The organism is Gracilibacillus sp. JCM 18966 (assembly GCF_055392695.1).
In genome coordinates this window covers 1,524,693-1,545,632 of sequence record NZ_AP043883.1, presented here as the reverse complement: position 1 = coordinate 1,545,632, position 20,940 = coordinate 1,524,693, and the positions used below count along the sequence as shown (strand labels likewise).

Sequence of the window (20,940 nt, the reverse complement as noted above, 5' to 3'; positions counted from 1 at the left end):
TCTTTTAAATTTTATTCAGTCAGAGATTTCCTTTAAATCAATGACACGATTTTCTTCAATAGACCTTCTTGCAGCTATCGCTATTTTAAAGGATTGCCAAGCATCTTCATAGGAGGATAATATAAAGCTGCGATCCCCTGTCTCTACTGCTTGTAAAAAAGCTTTTGCTTCTTCATGGTATGGATTGGTTTTAGCAGAATAAATTGATTTTTTGCCTACTGTTGCGACTTCTAGCTCCTTCATTCTCCAAGTAACCATCCCTTTATTTGTATATGCTTTAATATGGACATCCCCTAAGCCATCAGGCAATACGGAGGTGTTAGCTACTTGTACGACTATCCCGCTGTCCATTGTCAATGTAAACGACCCGACATCTGCAACGGTTACCGTATCATCTGATTGAGTAGCAGATGTCTGATTTTCGACAGCATAAACAGATTGCACCTCCCCATAGAGATAACGAATCAAATCAACTAAATGAGTAGTTTGTTCATTAAATTGGCCTCCAGAAAGCGCTTGATTTTTCCACCAATAAACAGGAGGCATCGACCCCATCCATCCTGCCGTTACCATTCCTGTCGTGACAGTATGATTGAGCTCCATCCACTTATCTACAATATCTGCATATCGAAAATGATAACCAACGGAAGTTAAATGGTTTCTTTCCTCCACTAAATGTTTGATCTTCCGGACTGCCTCTTCCTCTAATCCTAAAGGTTTTTCTACAAAAAAAGGAATTTGATTTTCAATCAATGTCTTCTCATAGGATTCATGCCCCATTGGTGGCACACAAATATAGACGGCATCCAGCTTTTCCTTTGCCATCATCTCTTCCAGTGATGCGTACCCGTTAGTACCACTAAACTCCTCTGCGAATTTTTCAGCTTTCTCTTGACTTGAACCAACAAAACCGACTACATTCACATGATCAAAGCTGGATAGGATTTGCACATGATGCCTAGTGAATCCGCCTGTACCAATAAAGCCAATGTTTATCGTCATTTCTCCACTCCCCTATTCTTTTTGAAAAATTTGTTTCGTACGCCATTTTCCAAATCGGTAATAGCCGAATGCAAACAGGCTACTTAACATAAAGCTTACACCAATACCATAAGCAATTCCATCCTCACCTAACCATTTGGAGAAAAGATAAGACAATGGATATCTTAGAAGCCAAAAGGATAAGAGGTTGAGTATTAATACTTGATACATTGCGCCTGACGCACGGACAATTCCATTTAAAACAAAATTAATTCCTAAGAATGGGTAAAAAAAGGCCACAATGGTCAAATACCTAGCACCAAACCGGACCGCTTCCTGATCTCGAATAAATAGTTGAATGCCGAAAGAAGCAAAAAACACGATCAGCCCTGCAAAAACAAACATAATAATCGCATTATAAACCGTAGCAAATAGTGCTATTTTCTTCACCCTGCTCCATAAGCCAGCCCCAATATTTTGACCTGCCATACTATTAACTGTTGCACTCAGCGCATGGGCGGGGAGTAAAAATAAGCTATCTAAACGTTGAGCCGCACTATAGCCTGCTACTACGCCCTCCCCATGTGAAGCGACAACACTCATAATAGCAGCAGACCCTGCTGATATAACAGCCATCTGTAATCCAGAAGGAATACCAAGATGAAGAATCAGTTTTACCTCTTGCCATTCTGGTTTAGATGGCCATTTTAACGGGATCAATCCTTGCTTTATAATATAAACAACTCCGAAGATAAAAGAAAATCCTTGTGATAATATCGTGGCAAGAGCAGCCCCTTGAATCCCCATGCCAAATGTTGAAATGAATAACGGATCTAGCACGATGTTTAATACTACAGCAATGGAAACAAACAGCAATGGCGTTTTGCTGTCTCCAACAGCACGCAATACTGTACTAATAAAATTATAACCAACTAAAAAAAGGATACCAGAAGCGTTAATACGTAAATAAATCGTAGCATCTTCCATCATGCTCTCAGGCGTACTAAGCAGATTCAGAATCGGCTCTGCAAGTAAATAGCCCGTTATCCCCATCAGGATAGCCAAGCCAGACAATGTTACAATAAAAGCATTGACATAACTCTGAAGTCCTTCATCATTACCCTTTCCTTTCTGTTGGGACAAAATCGTCAAGGTCGTATTATTAATACCAATAATGAAAGACAATACAGTAAAAATAACGGTACCAGCTACTGCTACTGATCCCAGTGCATTGCTGCCAAGCAAATTACCAACCCATAAACTATCCACAAATTGATACGATACTTGAAGCAAATTGGCGAACATGATGGGGGCAGAGAAATAAAATAAATCGGCCCATATATTTCCCTTTGTAAAATCTCTTTGCTTCAATTTTCCTCTCTCCTTCAATTAGCTATAGCTTTAAACGGGAAGGAATCATTTTGCCATCCCAAATGCGCTTGCTCTCGGCTTCTCTTTCCTTTACCTCAGGCTCCTTCAATAACAGGAAAAAGTTTTTAGTCGGCAGCTCACCTAATTGATGCTTTTGCGATAATTTATCTAAATAAATTCGCATCTTATCTAAATTCTTTGATTGATTATTACCTGTCTCAGAAAACTCATAAAGCACACTAGCCACAGGCACCCGTTTCACGCGATATTTTTCCGCCACACGCAAGAAGAAATCCCAATCCCAATAATTACGAACTGCCTCATCAAATATCCCGATTTCTTCATGAATTGCCTTTCTATACAAACAGCCTGACGGTACAAATGTTGAAAATTGACGCATAGCTTCTAGATCCATTCGATAGGCAAATAAATAATGATTAATAGGGATTCTTTCGCTCTCCGTTTCACGGTAATTCACAATTTCTACATCCGAATATACTAAATCATACCCAGTGATTTCATTCAGCATTTTTTCCATATGTGTCGAGAGGATTAAATCATCATCATCTATAAGCATAATGTATTCCCCTTGCGCATATGCTAAACCTGTGTTTCTTGCTTTAACATGGTAACTATTCTTATCTAAATTGAGTAATTTAGTAGTTAATTCTGGATACAAAGCGACAACATCCGAGATATCCTTCCCAGCATCATTGACAATAATCACCTCAAAGTCCTGATAGGTTTGCTGTTCTAATGCTGCTAGTAGCTCTGCTAAGGCAACAGTACGATTATATGTTGGAATAATAACAGAAATAGTAGGTTTCACAGAAAATACACACCTTTTCCATATATTTTGCGGCTAAATTAAGTTTGTTTAAATTGTATGTAAACTTTATTGACACTAGCCAAGACATCGATAGAATAAAAGCATATGATATAGTCGAGCAAAAAAATCGATGAAGCAATTTCTATTATATATCAACTAAAATGCCAGTGAAAATAATTGAAATTCATACAGCAAATCAATTTATATTACAAATTCAAAACAATTTCGTCACGATTCAGAAACAAATGCATACTCATCATCCGTATATCATATAACAAACATGGTAATACTTACATTAATGATGATTTTCTCTTGAGGAGGCTTGAAGATGGCATTTTTACGTGAAGCAGTGGAAAAACAAAAAATATTTCTTATCGAGCAGTTAATCGCAAGCGGCGTGGTAAAAGAAGATAACCAAGAGCTTTACAATAAACCTATAAGTGAAATCGTGCATGATTACGAAAAGTTTTGTCTTGAATTAGATCGTACGACTCAAAACAGCTTCAAATTCACGAGATATAATCCTGAACGGCAAGAAGAGAAGCCTGATTTTCATTAGGCTTCTCTTCTATTATGACAAACACCTTGCTTATCGTTCTTTTTGTATACCGAATCTTGCGTTTATTTCACCACGTAGTAGCTCTCGCTTCTTCTTTTTCTCTTTTCTCTTTTCCGCACGAAGCATGTCTTGCCTGATCTCAAATGTCTGTACTCCTTCTTCCCGCTTGTTAGCTATATCAATCAATAATTCTACATCCGCAAAGGAATACTTGCGATTACCTTTTGCCGATCGTTCTGGAAAAACTAATTTTCTTTCCTCATAATAACGGATCTGTCTTTCTGATAAGCCTGTTAACTCACTAACAACACCTATTGTGATCACTTTACGCGTTTTATATGAAGGATCTTCAGCCAAAGGAGACACCACCCATGCTTAGTTTCGTAAAAACCTCTTGATTAAAAGTATACACCTTTTAACTATAGATTAAATAAGTTATGTAAGATAATCTGACAAACATTTAGTTAACAACATTAAAGGTGGATTCCATTGCCATTTTACTGGCTTGTCTGCTATATTGAAACAAAGGGGGACGAAAGAATGGAAATGACCATCACTAAACCTGCAGCCCGCTGGTTTATTCAAGAGCTTGACTTACAACAAAACGATGCTGTTCGTTTTTTTGCTAGATACGGTGGATTCGGAGGCGTACATAAGGGATTTTCATTAGCATTAGAAAAAACAGATCCAGTCAATGCCGGATTAAAAATCTTCGAAGAAGGTGTTTTGTTTTTTGTAGAGGAATCGGACTTGTGGTATTTTGATAACAAAAATTTTCATATAAAATATTCAAGAAAATATGATGAAATAGAGTATGTAATAAAATAGAAAAAGAGGTGCCACCATCATGACACCTCCTCGTATATTATATTTAAGCCCATCTGTTGGACTCACTATTTTCCTCATTTGACCTGCAATAAATTTCAAAAAACACTTGGACGTCTTGTGATGTTCCTAGATAATGGTCTTAAGGATCATTTGGGACAATTCTGTCATCTCCTGTGGCTAACCACATTTAAAGACTGTTTCCCAGTGTACGTGCAGACCTTCCTACTCGCAGGCTGTGCACTCTGTCCCTCGAACTTGGATGGTAGTAGCTCCAAGGCGGCTTTCGATACAGAGATAGTACTGATACACGAGGTTGTTGATCGGCGTTCACACTAGGGATATCCCGAGGCGTCCAAGATAGGTTCCAATGATTCTAATTTAGAAAGGAGGGGAATTCCCCATGCGATTATTTGTCGGATTAGATGTTAGTTCTTTTGATATCAAGGTTTGTTTGTTAGATAGTGAAGGTGTAAAGTTATCTTCCTTCACCGTGTCGAATGATTTACCTGGTGCTACTGCTTTACGTGAAGCTATTTTTCGTACCATGGATGGACAATCTGTGGAAGTATTAAAGATTGGCTTAGAATCCACTTCCGTGTACAGTTTTCATCCAGCGATGTTTTTTCATCAGGATGAAGAGCTCCGTAAGCTTGGTGCACAAGTATTTGTGATGAATCCAAAACAGATTGCCAACTTCAAAAAGAGTTATCCAGACATGGACAAGACCGACGAGATTGATGCATTTGTGATTGCCGATTATTTACGATTTGGTCGTTTATCGATGTCGGTGGTCAAAGAGAGTCAATACGTTGCCCTACAACAGTTGACACGCTCTCGCTACCAACTCGTACATCAGATGACCAAAGAAAAGCAACATTTTCTTCAACACTTGAGTTATAAGTGTAATACGTTTCAAGAAAACGTCGAATCTTCCGTGTTTGGACAAGCTATGATGGACTTATTCTTTGAAAAATATAGCCTGGAAGAACTCGCTCAGATGTCGATCGAAGACCTAGCTGATTACCTCCAAACCAAAGGTAAAAATGGTTTTCACGACCCTGAAAAAGTGGCCAAGTCCATTCAAAAAGCAGTACGTTCTTCCTATCGTTTGGATAAGGTAGTGGAAGACTCGATTGATCTCATCTTGGGCACTATTATTGAGCTGATTCGCACCATGAAGGCACAAATCAAGCAAATCGATAAAGCGATCACTAAAATCATGGCTGGCTTACCCAATACCCTGCAATCCACACCCGGAATTGGACCTGTATTCGCTGCTGGTATCATCGCAGAAATCGGTCAGATTGAACGATTTGAAGCAGAGGCCAAAATAGCCAAATATGCAGGACTATACTGGCGAAAACACCAATCAGGCAGGTTTACGGCAGATGATACTTCCTTATCTCGTAACGGGAATCAGTATTTGCGTTATTACCTTGTTGAAGCCGCCAACTCGGTGAGAAGGCATGTACCTGAATACCAAGCTTATTACGAGAAGAAATACCGTGAAGTACCGAAACACCAACATAAAAGAGCACTCGTCTTAACCGCTAGAAAATTAGTGCGTTTGGTGGATGCGCTACTACGCAACCATCAAATCTACACGCCACAAGGGAGCGTGAAACATGAAGCTTAGAAAGTAGCTTCTACAACCCTTGTGTAATTACCATTAATTTACATTTGATTAATGGTCTAGTTTCCTATTGCCTTTTTTAACAAAATTGCACCTTGATATCTAAATCTTTTTTATTTTGTATCTTGACATATTACCGCAGGTCTTTTTGTTATTTTATTTCAACTATAGCTTTTGCTTTTTTCCCTGAAAAGTCTATCGAATAACCTGGTTCCCCAAAGTATGGGAAACCATCCTTCGTCCAAAATAAACGCTGGATTCTCGCATGACGATTATGGTCATATAGTGGGTTATCTGTATTAAACCCTTTATATGGGCGAGCATGATAGATGATTAACTCATAGCCCTTCTCATCTACGGAAAAGCTGTTGTGTCCTGGGCCATACTCTTCCGTGTTCTCGCTAGATACCATAACAGGTTCCTTCATTTTCGTCCAAGACTTTGGATTTAATAAATCACTATTGATATCAGCATAAAGCAAGCCTACTGCGTAATTTTCATCGGTAGCACTACCAGAAAACGCAATAAAAATCTTCTGATCATTTTTGAGCATCGCAGCACCTTCATTTACATCAAATCCAATTCTCTCCCAATCATATTCTGGGGTTGAAAGTAACACTTGTTCTTTAATCGTCCATGGATTTTCCATCTCCGCAATATAAAGGTTAGAGATCGTATCATCTTCTACTTTCTGTGCCCACACTAAATAACGTTTCCCATTATGCTCAAAAGTGGTTGCATCCAAAGAGAAGCTATGGAACGCTGTATTAACCTGCCCTTTCTCTATCCAATCCCCTTCTAAAGGATTATCCGCTTCGCATTCCAACACGTATGGACGAATTGCCCAAACATCATCCTTTTCCCCGGCAGCAACGTGTATGTACCATTTCCCATTAATGAAATGAATTTCTGGTGCCCAAATATGCTCCGACATAATACCTGACTCACGCTTCCACCAAATCACTTTTTCCTCTGCTTCTGGTAAATCATCAATGGTTTTGGCTCTTCTTAATACAATTCGATCATACAATGGGTAAGAGCCAGTGAAGTAATAGTACCCATCCGTATGTTTATATAAATATGGGTCTGCCCGTTTTTCAATAAATGGTTTTGGGTAATCCTTATGTTGAATTTCTCCTTCTATCTCTATTGTCCCTTGTTGATTCAAAAGAGAAGGATCAGTGTCTTCCCAAACTACGTCAAACGGTGCTGTTATATCATCATTCAAATCGACGTCTACTTGATTCGGTAATTCAGGAGCCTCCCCTACATTCGTTGTTGTATTCACCTCATGTATACGTTTCACTTTCATCTTGTACATCCTCTCTGCTCTCTATAAATTCTATTATAGACAAACTCACTTGTACTTACAACTGAATATTATTATCTTTTATTTGAGAACTTGTACTTATAAATGAAAGACAAAACAAAAAAGTCTTTGGATCAGCTAAATACTGATACAAAGACTAAAATCTTTCCCTATTGTCTATTTAGTGTACTTTTCTACAAATCGACTCATTCTTTTCATTGCTTGATCTAATTGTTTAATAGATGTCGCATAGGAACAACGAATATAACCTTCCCCACTTTCGCCAAATACATCCCCTGGTACAACGGCTACACGTTCTTCTTCTAGTAACCTTTGGGCGAACTCCTCTGAGCTCATTCCTGTTGCCTTAATCGAAGGAAAAACATAAAACGCTCCACCTGGTAAATGGCAGGAAAGTCCCATTTCATTTAAAGCCTTCACGACAAAATTCCGCCTTTGCCTGTAGCTTGTTTTCATTTCCTGCACACTTTCACTTCCATTACGAAGTGCTTCAAGCGCTCCATGTTGTGCCATCGTTGGAGCACACATCATCGTGTATTGGTGTATCTTTAACATTGCCTGAATAATTTTTTCAGGGCCCACCGTATAACCTAAGCGCCAGCCTGTCATGGCAAAAGCTTTAGAAAAACCAGTAACAACAATGGTACGTTCCTTCATGCCATTAATGGAAGCAACACTTGGCGCCTTATCATCATAGGAAAGCTCTGCATAAATTTCATCCGAGATCACGAGTAGATCGTGTTTCCTTACCACAGCAGCGATACTTGTTAAATCCTCTTTACTAAGGACTGCCCCTGTCGGATTGTTTGGACTACATAATATGATAGCTTTTGTCCGCTTGGTAATCGCCTGTTCAATCTGTTCTGCAGTAATTTTAAATGCATTGTCATTTGTCGCACTTACCGTCACTGGCACCCCACCAGCTAAACTAACGATCGGGCTATACGCTACAAAGCAAGGCTCCACAATAATCACTTCATCCCCTGGATCAATAATTGCACGCAAGGATAAATCAATTGCCTGGCTACCGCCCACAGTAACAAGTATTTGTGACTCTGGGCTATATGTCACGTCAAAGTTATTTTCTAAATAATAGCTGATTTCTTCTCGCAATTCAAAAAGGCCTGCATTCGCCGTATACGCAGTATATCCCTGTTCAAGCGAATGGTAACTTGCCTCAATGACACTCCATGGAGTGACAAAATCTGGTTCACCTACACCTAAAGAAATAACATTTTCCATTTTTGATGCTAGATCAAAAAATTTACGAATACCTGATGGCTTTATCTCTTGTACTTGTTGGGATAAATAATAAGAACTCATGGCGACACCATAATCCTTTTATCGTTATCTTCATCATCATTTAGAATAATGCCATCATGTTTGTATTTCTTTAGGATAAAATGTGTAGTAGTAGAAATAACCGTATCTAATGTTGACAGCTTCTCGGAGACGAATCGACTAACCTCCATCATTGTTTTACCTTCTACAGAAACACTTAAATCGTATGCTCCCGACATTAGATAAACAGCCTTCACTTCCGGAAATCGATATATTCTTGAGGCGATTTTATCGAATCCTACCCCTCTAACAGGTGTCACCTTTACATCAATAAGTGCAGCAACCCCTTCATATTCATAGACATTAGACCAGTCCACAAGCGTAGAGTATCCTAATATCGCATGCTCTTTTTCTAGATTGGCAATCATTTCTTCCACTTTATCTGGTTCCACATCAATCATTTTACTTATCGTGTTCGTATCTATTCTTCCGTTTTTCTCTAAAAGCTTCAGCAGTTCAATTTCCTTTTGTTCCAATCCATTCACCTTCTTTAACCATTATGTATACACTAGCTTATAGCAATTATATTTAATCTTACTACAATTCATTTCAAATATAAACCATGACAATTTCGAAAAGGAGACTACTTATGAGTTATCAACAACTTTTAGCACAGCTAGGTATAAGCTATGCTCATCCTGGAGGATTACAGGCAACAAATAACTGGATGAATCGAATTCCATTAACAAATGTGAAAAATATACTTGAAATTGGTTGTGGAGTAGGAAAAACGGTGGAGCAGCTACGAAAGCTCACAAACACTCCTATTACGGCAATTGATCACAACGTGGAGATGGTGGATAAAGCGATGCCGCTTAGCAATAGTCTAGATGATGTAAGCATTCTTCCCTGTGATGTAGAAAATCTTCCATTTCCAGATCAATCCTTTGATCTTATTATCTGCGAATCTGTTCTGGCGTTTACGAATATTCGAAGAAGTTTAAAAGAAATAGATCGTGTGATGAAAGAGGAAAGCACACTAGTTCTCAATGAAATGACAATATCACCATCATTGGACCAATTAGATAGAGAAGTGATTCAGAATTTCTATGAAATGCCTCATTTATATACGAAAAAGGAATGGCTCACCCTATTGTTGGATTATGGATTTACGCGTATCGATGTACAGCAAATGAAAAAGCAAAGCCAAGATAGTGTGCCAACAGGTGCTATCACTGAGCTTAATGAACAACAGCTTTCCACACTCCAATCCCACTATCATTGGAATCAGCTCTACGACAAAGAGCTCTTAGCCTATTTATATATCGCACAAAAAGGATTGGGATACACATGACCATTCACCGAACAGATCAATGGTTAGATACCTATTTAGACAAAATAAAGACTTCCCAAAAACAACCATTGGTGGAACATCAAAAGCTGATTTGTAAACCGCTCACCTCCTTTTTTAGGAGCATAGATGAGAAGACACTACAAGAACACCTTATACGTCATGGATTATTTCTCCCCCACAAAAATAATTCTAAATATCTATCAGAGTGGTTAGAGAAAGACTTTTATCCATTTTTTAAGAAACTATATCAAAAATTGAAACGAGCATGGGACGGACCAGAGGCCGATATTTTTCTATTTCCATCCAATGAGAACAGCAGAGAACTTCAGGAACAATTTAAGGGAAACGCGGGGTTAAGCTATCCTTCAAAGCTTTTTCTATTCCTATCACCTAAGGCAACACCTAAGGCTTTAACAGCACTTTTTTTACATGAATACAGCCATACGTGTAGGCTTCATTACTTTGAAAAGGCCGAGGAGGACTATACCTTATTAGATGCCATTATTTTAGAGGGGACGGCAGAATATCTTGTTCGAAGGTTACTCGGTTCTTCCTCTGGAAGTCAAATTATCCAAACCCTCTCCGAGAAACAAGCAAAGGCCTTATGGGATAAATGGATAAAAAAATATCGGGATATTAAGCGGCTTGATACAAAGCATGATCTTATAATGTATGGGAAACACGGACTCCCTAACCATCTTGGCTATAACATCGGCTATTACCTTGTATCTAATTATGCAGCTAAGCAAAACTACTCCTCCAAAAAAATACTATATACCCCAAATGAGGAGTTTCTCTCCATTATCAAAGGATAGAAAAATGGTGCAAATGCCAGTTAACAGGTGTCCACTCCATTATATCTAACTCACATAACGTAATAGTAGTGCTATTATCATTCTTTGAAACATGGAGAAAGGGGAGCGAAATTTTGTCTCGTCACTATGATTTTTGTCGTCAAAACGTTGGGCGTCCAGTTAAGATTGTTACTCACGATGGTCAGACACATAGAGGAATAATCCGTAAAGTCAATCCTTCCAAGGTGTTTTTAGATCCGATTGATGGAAATCGGGGTCCTGGTGGATATGGAATTGGCTATTATGGTGGATATGGAATTGGCTATTATGGTGGATGGGGTTGGGGTGGATTTGGCCTCGGCATTGCTTTAGGGGCCATTGCTACTATCGCCTTTTTACCATTCTTCTTCTGGTAGAAAAGTAGAAAAAAGGTTGGGCTTCATGCCCAACCTCTATTATTCTCCAAATGCCTCCAATATATCATCGACCGTTTTCTCAAAAGCAACGATTCCTCTATTGGTCCAATTGCTTGCATCTGTTATTCGATAAACCTGCTCATTTTGGACAACAGGAAGGCTCTTGTACACTTCACTGTTTTGTAATGTTTGAATTCCCGCAGCATCTTCCTCCCCTAGTAAGAAGAGGTGATCTGTTTCTAATTCCGCAATTTTTTCTAATGATATCGGATTCCACGTTTCTTCGGCTTCACCGAGTTCAACCGTTAGTGGTGATGGCTTTAAGCCCAATTCACCATAGATTACCTCACCAGTATGTCGATCTTGTTCAAACATGAAATATTGATCCCCTATCGCCCATAATACAGCTACTGTTTCTTCACCAACTGTATCGGAGAGAGCTTCCTTCGCACTGGCAATCTTCTCCTCATATTGATCTATACGATCTTCCGCTTCTTGTTCCTTACCTAATAACTTTCCAACAATAGTTACTTGCTTCCGCACATCTGCTAGATCCTCTGGTTTAAATACATAGGTTGTCGCAATATTTTCGTAATCGGATAATTGTCCTTCCATATTATCTAACGCACTTAGTATAAGAAGATCCGGCTCATAGCTCAATGTTTGCTCTAATGGCATATTCCATTCTATGGTATCCACATCTGCTAGCTCATCCTGTAAATACTCCTGTGGTGATCCACCTAGGAACCACTGAGCAACAGGCTTCACTCCAAGAGCAACTAAGGCATCCTCCATATATGGTGCAATAATTCTTTCTGGCTTTTCAGAGATGGTAACCTCTCCGTTTTCTCCTTCTACCGTAACAGGACTAAATTCACTTGTATCTTCTGTATTTGATTCTTCTGTATTATCATCATTTTCTTGTTCATTTCCACCACATGCTGCTAGGAAAAATAACATAAACAGTAATATAGCTAAAAGGCTTTTCTTCATGCTTCATTTCCTTTCTTTCTTAGGTAATATAGTGATTATGATATTCATTTTCAATTGAAAAGTCAAATGATTCAGTCAAGCTCCCCTATGATTTCTTACCTATTCCTTTCATCACAGCGTTTAACTAAAATTGGTTTATTAAGTAATGGACGGACAGTAACCTAGCGTGATAAGCTTAAAGAATACCTGTACATTTGTATAAGAAGGGAAAAAAGATGCAAGCAAATTACCATAAAAAACAAAAATTACATTTTGTCTATATAATTATCGGCATTTTATTTTTAGGTTTGGCGATGATTGGTTCCATTATCTATGGTTCCACCGATATACATCTATCAACCATATTTGACAGTATATTTCACTTTAATCATGACAATTCACAGCATTTGGTCATTCGGGAGATCCGTTTACCACGCGGGATTGGCTCGGCATTTGTCGGTGCCTTTTTAGCCGTGGCTGGTGCCATTATGCAGGGTATGACACGAAATCCCCTTGCCTCCCCTTCCATCATGGGAGTTACAGATGGGGCAGGATTAGGATTAGTTACCGTACTTGCCTTCTTTCCTGCGCTATCGACACTAGGTCAAACGTATGCCGCTTTTATCGGGGCGGGAATAACAGTCATCGTCGTATTTATTATCGGTAATGCCTCAAAGACAGGGTTAACCCCGGTTAAACTAGCATTAGCTGGTGTTGCTATTGGTACTTTCGTTCAGTCCATCACATCGATTATCTCCTTACACTTCCAATTGGAAAAGCAGCTAAGCTTTTGGATTGCAGGTGGTCTTGCTAATACAGACTGGTCGACGGTCAAAATTTTAATTATTACAGGAACAGTGGGGCTCATTATCGCTTTATTTATTTCTAATTCTCTTACTCTATTAAGTCTTGGCGATGATGTAGCTACTGGATTAGGTCAAAAAAATATCCTTATTAAAGGCTTGGCGATCATTTCTGTATTTATGCTTACAGGGGCAGCAGTGACAACAGCCGGAGCAGTTGGATTCATCGGATTGATTATTCCACATATCGTTCGTTTTTTAGTCGGGAATGACTATCGTTGGATATTGCCGATTTCTGCAGTGTTTGGAGCAGTCCTACTTGTTGCTTCAGATATTGTGGCAAGAATGGTTAATGCTCCTTATGAAACACCAGTTGGGGCCATCACTTCGATAATTGGAGTGCCTTTCTTCCTGTATTTAGCGCGTGGTAGAGGGGGAAGTAATCTATGAAAAAAAAGAAATATATGTTGATTATAAGCTTACTTATTTTGGGGATACTCGCTAGCAGTTTACTCAGCTTAAACCTTGGGGTTATTTCTATTTCTCCGATGGAGGTTTGGAATACCATCATTGGTCAAGGAACCAAGCAACAAGAGCTTGTTTTATTCGACTTTCGTCTACCAGGTATTGTGCTGGCATTACTGATTGGTATGGGACTCTCGGTATCAGGATCTGTCCTACAATCGATTACTCAAAATGAATTAGCAGAACCAGGGATTATCGGAATTAATGCTGGGGCAGGCTTTTTCATTGTGCTCTTTATCTATTTTTTCCAAGAAGTCATCCCAATCGATTCTAGTCTATCTATTTTTAGCATGCCGATTTTTGCGTTACTTGGTGCTTTCACTGCAGCAGTCATCATTTATTTATTATCCTGGCGTAAAGGAATAAATCCCATACGACTGATCCTTGTCGGCATTGGGGTTAACGCTGGATTTGGTGCTGCCTTAATCATCTTTCAGCTAAAAATGGACCCACAGGATTTCAGACAAGTAACGGTTTGGCTATCAGGGGATATATGGAATGCTGACTGGTTATTCGTCTATGCTCTATTGCCATGGATGCTTGTTTTCATTCCTTTTGTTATTTGGAAGTCCAATACTTTAAATGTGATGACATTAACAGATTCAATTGCTTCCAGTTTAGGTGCAAGAGTTGAGGCAGAAAGATTGTGGCTTTTATTTGCTGCTGTCGCACTAGCAGGTGCCTCGGTAGCAGCGGGTGGAGGCATTGCCTTTCTTGGCTTAGTAGCCCCACATATCGCCAAACGAATTGTAGGGCCATTACATCAATATATGATTCCTGTTGCTACCCTAATCGGTGCTTTTATTCTCATTACAGCTGACATTTTGGCACAGAATCTATTCTCCCCAACCTCGTTGCCTGTCGGAGTGATCATTGCTTTATTGAGCACACCTTACTTCATTTATTTACTGTTAAAAGCGTAAATTGGCTAGGACACCCTCTTGTCTCTAGCCTCTATTCTTTTAATGATGCCGTCTTGCAAAATCTACGAATCGGAATTTATCTGGTCTATGTCTTGATTCTGTGTATTGAAAAAGACTAGCATCGTCTAAATATACATAATTTTTGATGACAACAATATTGTGAAAGCCTTCAAGGTCTAACAACTCCCTATCTTCTTCTGTCGGCTCTTCGACAACAATTTCTTTTTTAGCAAAGCTAATCGTTAATTGGAGTTCATCTTCTAAATGTACGTAAATCGAATCACTAGCAATCTCTTCGGACATATAGGGTACATATTTTTTTAATAAATAGTCTTTATCTAAAATAATTCGACTACCAGAAAAGGATCTAGAACGAACGACCTCCCATACTTGCTCCTTCTTGGTTAACTTTAAATGGTGACGAATAGGGGATGGAGCTTCAATTAGTTGGCATTTGTGTACTTTTGTTTTGGGAGCTTGTCCGAGTTTTTCCGTTAATTCCTTAAAGCTAACCAAACCAGAGACAGGAAAATCAAACTTGCTTCGATCGATAACTAAGGAGCCCTTCCCTCGGATTTTTTGTATATAACCATTTTGCGCCAGTAAATTTAAAGCTTTCCGTATGGTTTCGCGCGAGGTTTGGTAGCTTTCCGTTAACTCATTCTCTGATGGTAAGAAATGATTTGCTTTAAATTCACCTTGGTCTATCTGGTTGACCATTTCTTGATAGATCACCATGTATTTATTCTTCATGATAAAATCTCCTGTTTATTTTCTTTCATAGTATACGAATGATTCAAATGGGCGAAGCTTTACCTTTTGCAGATCCTCAAAGTCTGTCGTGTAATTCGACAAAATAACTTCCCCATTTGCTGTGAAGCCTGTTTCGTCTTCTGGTAACTGAAAGATGGCTTCATCCTCGTAGAAGTTATTCACTACAAGCATCTGCTCCTCTTCATTCTCTCTTATATAAGCAAAAATGGCAATGTCATCAGGTAAAATATGTCGATAGGTCCCATCTGTGATGACCTGATAATCTTTTCTTAGCTGAATCAGCCTTTGATAATGATAAAAAATAGAATCCTGATCCTCTAATGCTTGTTCGGCGTTTATATGGCGGTAATTTTTTGCTACTTCTATCCAAGGAGTACCAGTAGTAAAGCCTGCATTTTCCTCCTTGTTCCATTGCATTGGTGTCCTCGCATTGTCTCTAGATTTATTTTTTAGAATATCTAGTATCTCTTCCTCCTTCATCCCTTCTTCCTTTTTCATATGATACATATTAATGGACTCAACATCTCGATATTGATCCATCGAAGTGAATTTTGGATTGGTCATACCGAATTCTTCCCCTTGATAAATGTAAGGAGTACCTTGCATAAGGTGAATAGTGGTCGCAAGCATTTTGGCAGACGCTCGATGGTATGTGCCGTCATCACCGAATCTTGAGACTATTCTTGGTTGATCATGATTACACCAAAACAAGGCATTCCAGCCACCACCAGCTTGCATACCTGTCTGCCAATCAGATAAAATCTTTTTTAATTGTATAAAATCGAAGGGAGCATTTACCCATTTTTCTCCATTCGGATAATCTACTTTTAGATGGTGGAATTGAAAGGCCATATCAAGCTCTTCATTTTCTGGATTCGTGTACTGTATACAATCTGCTAATGTTGTCGAAGACATTTCTCCAACGGTTACCGTTCTCCTTCCTTGAAATACTTGTTGATTCATTTCATGGAGATACTCATGAATTCTCGGTCCATCTGTGTAAAATTTTCGCCCATCTCCAGGTGATATTGATCCATCATCATTTAAAAAGCGCTGATCTTTGGAGATTAAATTGATCACATCCAATCGAAAACCGTCCACCCCTTTGTCCAACCAAAAATTCATCATCTTGTACACATCCTGTCGAAGACTTTCATTCTCCCAATTTAAATCTGCTTGTGTTACATCAAATAAATGGAGATAATATTGTCCCCTTGCTTCGTCATATTGCCAAGCAGACCCACCAAACTTGGATTGCCAATTATTCGGTGGATGTTCTTTTTCTCCATCTTTCCATATATAGTAATTTTGATAGTGTTTGTCTCCACGGTTTCTGGATAGCTTAAACCATTCATGCTCTGTTGAAGTATGATTGACGACAATATCCATGATAATCTTGATACCAAGAGCGTGGGCCTCTTTTATCAATTGATCAAAATCCTCCATCGTTCCATATTCTGGATGAATCGAAAAATAATCCGAGATATCATACCCATTATCCTGTTGAGGAGATGCATAAATAGGTGTTAACCAAATAATGTCCACACCTAATTTTTTGATATAATTCAGTTTTTGGATAATCCCTTGTATATCGCCTGTTCCACTACCTGTTGTATCCTGGAAGCTTTTCGGATAGATCTGATAGACGGTAGACTTTTGCCACCAATTTTCCTTCATTTTGTTCACCTTCTTGTTAGACTGAATAGAGATCGGGTTATAAAGAGATAGGGAAGGCTTTATCCACTTGATAAGTGCCATTTTGAGGACGGGCTCTGGCGTTTTGGGCTTTATCCACTCGATAAGTGCCATTTTAAGAGCAAGCGCGGGCATTTTGGTACTTATTCTTGTTTTTACTACCATTTTATGCGAAATCGCGGGTATTTTGGCACTTATCCTCATTATTACTGACATTTCAAGAGATGTTTCCAGTAGTTGGAAGAACAAATCTGCCCATTACTTTTTTGATACCATGATGCTTAGCCAGATGTTTTTTTAGATTCTCTTTATCCCTATTTCATTATAACCCTCTTTATTTTTTAAGATTTCCCTAGGCGCTCGTAAGCATCCCTTCCTATTTTCATTTTTGCCATTACAACTGTCAGGATAAATGGAACGACAATCGCAATAATCATTGCAAGAGCAAACATTAGCATATCTGGAACCTGGATCGACAGTATACCTGGGATTCCACCTACACCAATGGAATTTGCCATAACACCAGAGCCGACAGAGATAATCGCCGCAATGGAGGAGCCAATCATTCCTGCAAAAAATGGAAACAGATATCTTAAGTTAATACCAAACATTGCCGGCTCAGTTACTCCTAAATAACAAGAAATGGCCGCCGGAACAGAAACTTGTTGTTCTTTCTTATCTTTTCGATTTAAATATATGATAGCTACTACTGCTGAACCTTGAGCAATATTAGATAGTGCAATCATTGGCCATAGGATCGTTCCATCAAATTCACTCATCAACTGTAAATCGATCGCATTCGTCATGTGGTGAAGACCAGTTATTACAAGCGGAGCATAACTAAAGCCGAACACAGCAGCAAATAACCAGCCAAACCCAGAGGTTAAACCAGAATAAACAACATTAGAAATCCACGAACCGATTTCCCAACCAATTGGTCCTAGTACGACATGGGCGATTAACACTGCAGGAATCAGTGCAAAAAAAGGTACAAAAATCATTGAAACTACTTGCGGGATAACTTTTCGTAACCATATCTCTAAATAAGCGAGGACAAATCCTGCTAATATGGCAGGAATGACTTGAGCTTGATATCCTATCATATCTACCTGAGCAAATCCGAAGTCCCAAACCGGAATCTCCTCCGCTCCTGCAACTCCATAGGCATTTAACAATTGAGGAGAAACAAGTGTAATCCCAAGCACGATTCCAAGCACTTGTGTTGTTCCCATCTTACGGGATATTGCCCAAGTAATCGCAACAGGTAAAAAGTGAAAAATGGCTTCCCCTATGAGCCAAAGAAAATCATAGACTCCTGTCCAGAATTTGGAGGTTTCAATTAATGTTTGGGTCCCATCATTCACCATTTTGATTTCACCAATAACATTACGAAAGCCGAGGATCAAACCACCTACTACCAATGCTGGTATAATCGGTGTAAAGATATCCGCTAAATGGGCAACCATTCGCGGTAAAAAATTCATATTTTGCTTCGCAGCCTCTTTAGCATCTTCCTTTGAAGTATCCCCAACTCCTGCTATTTTGGTAAATTCATTGTAAAAGGAGGCCACTTCATTACCAATTATTACTTGAAATTGACCTGCCTGTGTAAACGTTCCTTTCACTAGAGAAATGTCTTCAATTGCTTCTACGTCCGCTTGTTTAGAGTCATGTAAAACAAACCGCATTCTCGTCGCACAATGGGTCACAACCGAAATATTTTCACTTCCGCCTACCTTTTCCAGCAGTTCTTTTGCTGGCTCGGTATATTTACTCATGATTCTTCCTCCCCCTTATCTTGTATATACATGTAATGATTTCGCTTTCATTTTATCTTGTATATACAAGTTTGTCAACAAAAAAATATATTGGCTACAGGAGTTTGGCGTTGTGATAAGGAAAACAGAGCAGGATGATCTGCTCTGTTAACTTTTAAATCAAAAATCAACGGAATCCCTGTCAACGTGTCCATCATTCTCCATAATGATTTTTAATGCTTCTTGAAGATCCTCTTCCTCAACTTTTGCTTCTAATACATGCTCTCTCGCCGAATCATCATTACTTTGCTCAGCTGCTGCAATAACACCACCCGCTGCACCCGTTGGAGAGCCTGTGCCTGTTCCCGTAGAATTGTTACCACCATATGTTAATGGAACTAGAAAAATAGAGCCAATTCCCTCCTCCGGTAATTGATCGACTCGTAAATCATTCGTTTTTAGTTTATTCAAAAGTGCTTTAACTGCTTCTGCGTCATTCTCGGTTTTGAAAAATGCTTGTATCGTTTTATACATTGTTATCAACCTTTCGAATATTAGATTTGTTGTATTTAATGTACCCGTTTTCACAAAGATTAAACTAAAAGTTAATTTTCTTTTAATTTATTGATTTTCATCTAGTGTTTTTACTCTGTTCTAGTAAAATAGGAGAAAGGTTGTTTTTTTAAAAATTGTCGTTGATGGGGGGAAAGAAAATGGGAAGGTTTTCTAAACAAGAACGAAGTTGGATGTTATATGACTGGGGCAGTTCTGCCTTTTCTGTTATTATTACTACCGCTATATTCCCGATTTATTATAAGGCACAGGCAGCTAGCGCTGGGATTGAGAACGCTAATTCCACGGCATATTTAGGCTATACGATATCCATCTTCACCTTTATATTAGCTATACTCGGTCCTATTCTAGGAACGATTGCAGATTATCAAGGCTATAAAAAAAGATTTTTCTTAAGCTTTTTAGGACTAGGTGTTTTTTCGACCGCATCACTTGTTTTTGTCCCTGAAGGACAATGGATATGGCTTCTTATTTTCTATACACTTGCTTCCATTGGTTCCACAGGTGCCAATATATTCTATGATGCTTTTTTAGTAGATGTGGCGGATAATAAACGTATGAATAAAGTGTCATCACGAGGCTTCGGACTTGGATATATTGGGAGTACTATTCCCTTCCTTCTTAGCATTTCCATTATCTTACTATCTCAACAAGGCATTATTCCGATTTCCAGTACATTTGCGAGTCGCATTGCCTTTCTCATTACTTGTCTCTGGTGGGCGGTATTTTCTGTACCGATTATTCGCAATGTAGGACAGGTTTACTTTATTCAACGAGATACAAAACCAGTTCTACAAAGCTTCGTTCGATTATTTGAAACCATGAAACATATCAAACAATATAAACATTTAAGTATTTTTTTGATCGCTTACTTTTTCTACATAGATGGAGTAGGAACAATTATTTCGATGTCTACTGCATATGGGACTGATGTAGGGATTAGCTCGACTGTCTTATTAGTCGTACTATTTGTTACCCAGGTGGTTGCAGCACCTTTTGCTATTATTTATGGGCGGCTTGCAGATAAATTCTCTGCTAAGACGATGCTATTTATTGGTTCTTTTATTTATATCATTGTCTGTATCTATGGATATTTTCTAGAGACAGCGATTGATTTCTGGGTACTGGCAATGCTTGTAGCGACCTCTCAAGGTGGTATTCAGGCACTAAGTCGTTCTTACTTTGCTAAACTGATTCCAAAGGAGAAAGCGAACGAGTTTTTTGGCTTTTACAATATTTTTGGAAAATTCGCTTCGATTACAGGACCATTATTGCTAGGTATTACCGCTCAATTAACAGGTCAATCTAATATGGGAATATTAAGCTTGATTGTACTGTTTGTATTAGGGATGATCGTTCTATCCTTTGTTCCTTCTGATAAAAAAATAAAGTAGCTATAGCGAAACCTATCTCAATACGGCATCAATCATATCTCATATCAGTATTGTTTAGCTGTTTTTGATATAATAGACTTATAACTAATGGTATTAATTCAAAAGCAAACCTTACCATTTTGAGAATAAAATTCTGAACTTTCAGGAT

At 38.7% G+C, this 20,940-nt stretch carries 21 protein-coding genes; 9 read left to right on the top strand and 12 right to left on the bottom strand.

From position 1 onward, the window contains the following. Positions 1-15: 15 nt before the first annotated feature. From ACZ5N5_RS07475 to ACZ5N5_RS07465, 3 genes are read right to left on the bottom strand one after another with little or no spacing between them, the layout of a single operon-like run. Positions 16-1,002 carry a Gfo/Idh/MocA family protein gene (locus ACZ5N5_RS07475; protein WP_464373572.1) on the bottom strand — a complete coding sequence of 329 codons (987 nt, stop codon included), beginning with the start codon at positions 1,000-1,002 and terminating at the stop codon, positions 16-18. A 12-nt stretch (positions 1,003-1,014) separates the two neighbouring features. Next, positions 1,015-2,352 carry an MATE family efflux transporter gene (locus ACZ5N5_RS07470; RefSeq protein ID WP_109983113.1) on the bottom strand — a complete coding sequence of 446 codons (1,338 nt, stop codon included), beginning with the start codon at positions 2,350-2,352 and terminating at the stop codon, positions 1,015-1,017. A gap of 22 nt (positions 2,353-2,374) precedes the next feature. Next, a complete protein-coding gene (locus ACZ5N5_RS07465) occupies positions 2,375-3,181 on the bottom strand; it encodes a glycosyltransferase family 2 protein (RefSeq protein ID WP_109983114.1) in 807 nt (268 codons plus the stop codon). A 328-nt stretch (positions 3,182-3,509) separates the two neighbouring features. Here ACZ5N5_RS07465 and ACZ5N5_RS07460 point away from each other — a divergent pair, with 328 nt between their 5' ends. After that, on the top strand, positions 3,510-3,740 hold the full coding sequence (locus ACZ5N5_RS07460) for a Fur-regulated basic protein FbpA (protein ID WP_054789077.1): 231 nt from the start codon (positions 3,510-3,512) through the stop codon (positions 3,738-3,740). A gap of 30 nt (positions 3,741-3,770) precedes the next feature. Here ACZ5N5_RS07460 and ACZ5N5_RS07455 read toward each other — a convergent pair whose 3' ends face one another. Next, a complete protein-coding gene (locus ACZ5N5_RS07455) occupies positions 3,771-4,097 on the bottom strand; it encodes a MerR family transcriptional regulator (RefSeq protein ID WP_054789076.1) in 327 nt (108 codons plus the stop codon). A gap of 183 nt (positions 4,098-4,280) precedes the next feature. On the opposite strand from ACZ5N5_RS07455, the gene ACZ5N5_RS07450 reads away from it, so the two are divergent. Both ACZ5N5_RS07450 and ACZ5N5_RS07445 read left to right on the top strand, forming a co-directional pair. Next, the gene (locus tag ACZ5N5_RS07450) at positions 4,281-4,568 is read left to right on the top strand and encodes a HesB/YadR/YfhF family protein (protein ID WP_464373571.1); all 288 of its coding nucleotides are present in this window, start codon (positions 4,281-4,283) and stop codon (positions 4,566-4,568) included. Between the two features lie 400 nt (positions 4,569-4,968). After that, positions 4,969-6,204: an IS110 family RNA-guided transposase gene (locus tag ACZ5N5_RS07445; protein WP_054789366.1), complete on the top strand. Its 1,236-nt coding sequence runs from the start codon at positions 4,969-4,971 to the stop codon at positions 6,202-6,204. Between the two features lie 148 nt (positions 6,205-6,352). On the opposite strand, the gene ACZ5N5_RS07440 is transcribed toward ACZ5N5_RS07445, so the two are convergent. The 3 genes from ACZ5N5_RS07440 to ACZ5N5_RS07430 form a co-directional block, all read right to left on the bottom strand. Then, entirely contained in the window at positions 6,353-7,513 is a 1,161-nt protein-coding gene (locus ACZ5N5_RS07440) for a family 43 glycosylhydrolase (protein ID WP_054789298.1), read from the bottom strand. Positions 7,514-7,687: 174 nt separating this feature from the next. Further along, complete coding sequence (locus tag ACZ5N5_RS07435) at positions 7,688-8,854, bottom strand: aminotransferase (RefSeq protein ID WP_109983116.1); 1,167 nt, start codon at positions 8,852-8,854, stop codon at positions 7,688-7,690. Then, positions 8,851-9,348 carry an Lrp/AsnC family transcriptional regulator gene (locus ACZ5N5_RS07430; protein ID WP_109983117.1) on the bottom strand — a complete coding sequence of 166 codons (498 nt, stop codon included), beginning with the start codon at positions 9,346-9,348 and terminating at the stop codon, positions 8,851-8,853. The genes ACZ5N5_RS07435 and ACZ5N5_RS07430 overlap by 4 nt, the downstream gene beginning before the upstream one ends. A gap of 113 nt (positions 9,349-9,461) precedes the next feature. Here ACZ5N5_RS07430 and ACZ5N5_RS07425 point away from each other — a divergent pair, with 113 nt between their 5' ends. The 3 genes from ACZ5N5_RS07425 to ACZ5N5_RS07415 all read left to right on the top strand — a co-directional run bounded on the left by ACZ5N5_RS07425 (position 9,462) and on the right by ACZ5N5_RS07415 (position 11,376). Continuing rightward, positions 9,462-10,166: a class I SAM-dependent methyltransferase gene (locus ACZ5N5_RS07425; protein WP_054789299.1), complete on the top strand. Its 705-nt coding sequence runs from the start codon at positions 9,462-9,464 to the stop codon at positions 10,164-10,166. Next, a complete protein-coding gene (locus ACZ5N5_RS07420) occupies positions 10,163-10,981 on the top strand; it encodes a DUF2268 domain-containing putative Zn-dependent protease (protein WP_277678032.1) in 819 nt (272 codons plus the stop codon). The genes ACZ5N5_RS07425 and ACZ5N5_RS07420 overlap by 4 nt, the downstream gene beginning before the upstream one ends. Positions 10,982-11,094: 113 nt before the next feature. Next, on the top strand, positions 11,095-11,376 hold the full coding sequence (locus tag ACZ5N5_RS07415) for a hypothetical protein (RefSeq protein ID WP_054789302.1): 282 nt from the start codon (positions 11,095-11,097) through the stop codon (positions 11,374-11,376). 39 nt (positions 11,377-11,415) lie between these two features. Here the strand turns inward: ACZ5N5_RS07415 and ACZ5N5_RS07410 are convergent, their stop codons facing one another. After that, positions 11,416-12,369 carry an ABC transporter substrate-binding protein gene (locus ACZ5N5_RS07410; RefSeq protein WP_109983121.1) on the bottom strand — a complete coding sequence of 318 codons (954 nt, stop codon included), beginning with the start codon at positions 12,367-12,369 and terminating at the stop codon, positions 11,416-11,418. 215 nt (positions 12,370-12,584) lie between these two features. Here ACZ5N5_RS07410 and ACZ5N5_RS07405 point away from each other — a divergent pair, with 215 nt between their 5' ends. Both ACZ5N5_RS07405 and ACZ5N5_RS07400 read left to right on the top strand, forming a co-directional pair. Continuing rightward, positions 12,585-13,601, top strand: a complete 1,017-nt coding sequence (locus ACZ5N5_RS07405; protein WP_109983122.1) for a FecCD family ABC transporter permease — start codon at positions 12,585-12,587, stop codon at positions 13,599-13,601. Continuing rightward, on the top strand, positions 13,598-14,599 hold the full coding sequence (locus ACZ5N5_RS07400) for a FecCD family ABC transporter permease (protein WP_277678033.1): 1,002 nt from the start codon (positions 13,598-13,600) through the stop codon (positions 14,597-14,599). The genes ACZ5N5_RS07405 and ACZ5N5_RS07400 overlap by 4 nt, the downstream gene beginning before the upstream one ends. Positions 14,600-14,638: 39 nt before the next feature. Here the strand turns inward: ACZ5N5_RS07400 and treR are convergent, their stop codons facing one another. The 4 genes from treR to ACZ5N5_RS07380 all read right to left on the bottom strand — a co-directional run bounded on the left by treR (position 14,639) and on the right by ACZ5N5_RS07380 (position 19,359). After that, positions 14,639-15,352, bottom strand: a complete 714-nt coding sequence (gene treR, locus ACZ5N5_RS07395; protein ID WP_277678034.1) for a trehalose operon repressor — start codon at positions 15,350-15,352, stop codon at positions 14,639-14,641. A 15-nt stretch (positions 15,353-15,367) separates the two neighbouring features. Further along, positions 15,368-17,050, bottom strand: coding sequence for an alpha,alpha-phosphotrehalase (gene treC / locus ACZ5N5_RS07390; protein WP_464373759.1), 1,683 nt, complete (start codon positions 17,048-17,050; stop codon positions 15,368-15,370). Between the two features lie 359 nt (positions 17,051-17,409). Continuing rightward, positions 17,410-18,846, bottom strand: a complete 1,437-nt coding sequence (gene treP, locus ACZ5N5_RS07385) for a PTS system trehalose-specific EIIBC component (protein ID WP_464373570.1) — start codon at positions 18,844-18,846, stop codon at positions 17,410-17,412. Between the two features lie 159 nt (positions 18,847-19,005). Continuing rightward, the gene (locus ACZ5N5_RS07380) at positions 19,006-19,359 is read right to left on the bottom strand and encodes a hypothetical protein (RefSeq protein ID WP_054788276.1); all 354 of its coding nucleotides are present in this window, start codon (positions 19,357-19,359) and stop codon (positions 19,006-19,008) included. A gap of 179 nt (positions 19,360-19,538) precedes the next feature. On the opposite strand from ACZ5N5_RS07380, the gene ACZ5N5_RS07375 reads away from it, so the two are divergent. Continuing rightward, a complete protein-coding gene (locus tag ACZ5N5_RS07375) occupies positions 19,539-20,792 on the top strand; it encodes an MFS transporter (RefSeq protein WP_464373758.1) in 1,254 nt (417 codons plus the stop codon). Positions 20,793-20,940 lie beyond the last annotated feature (148 nt).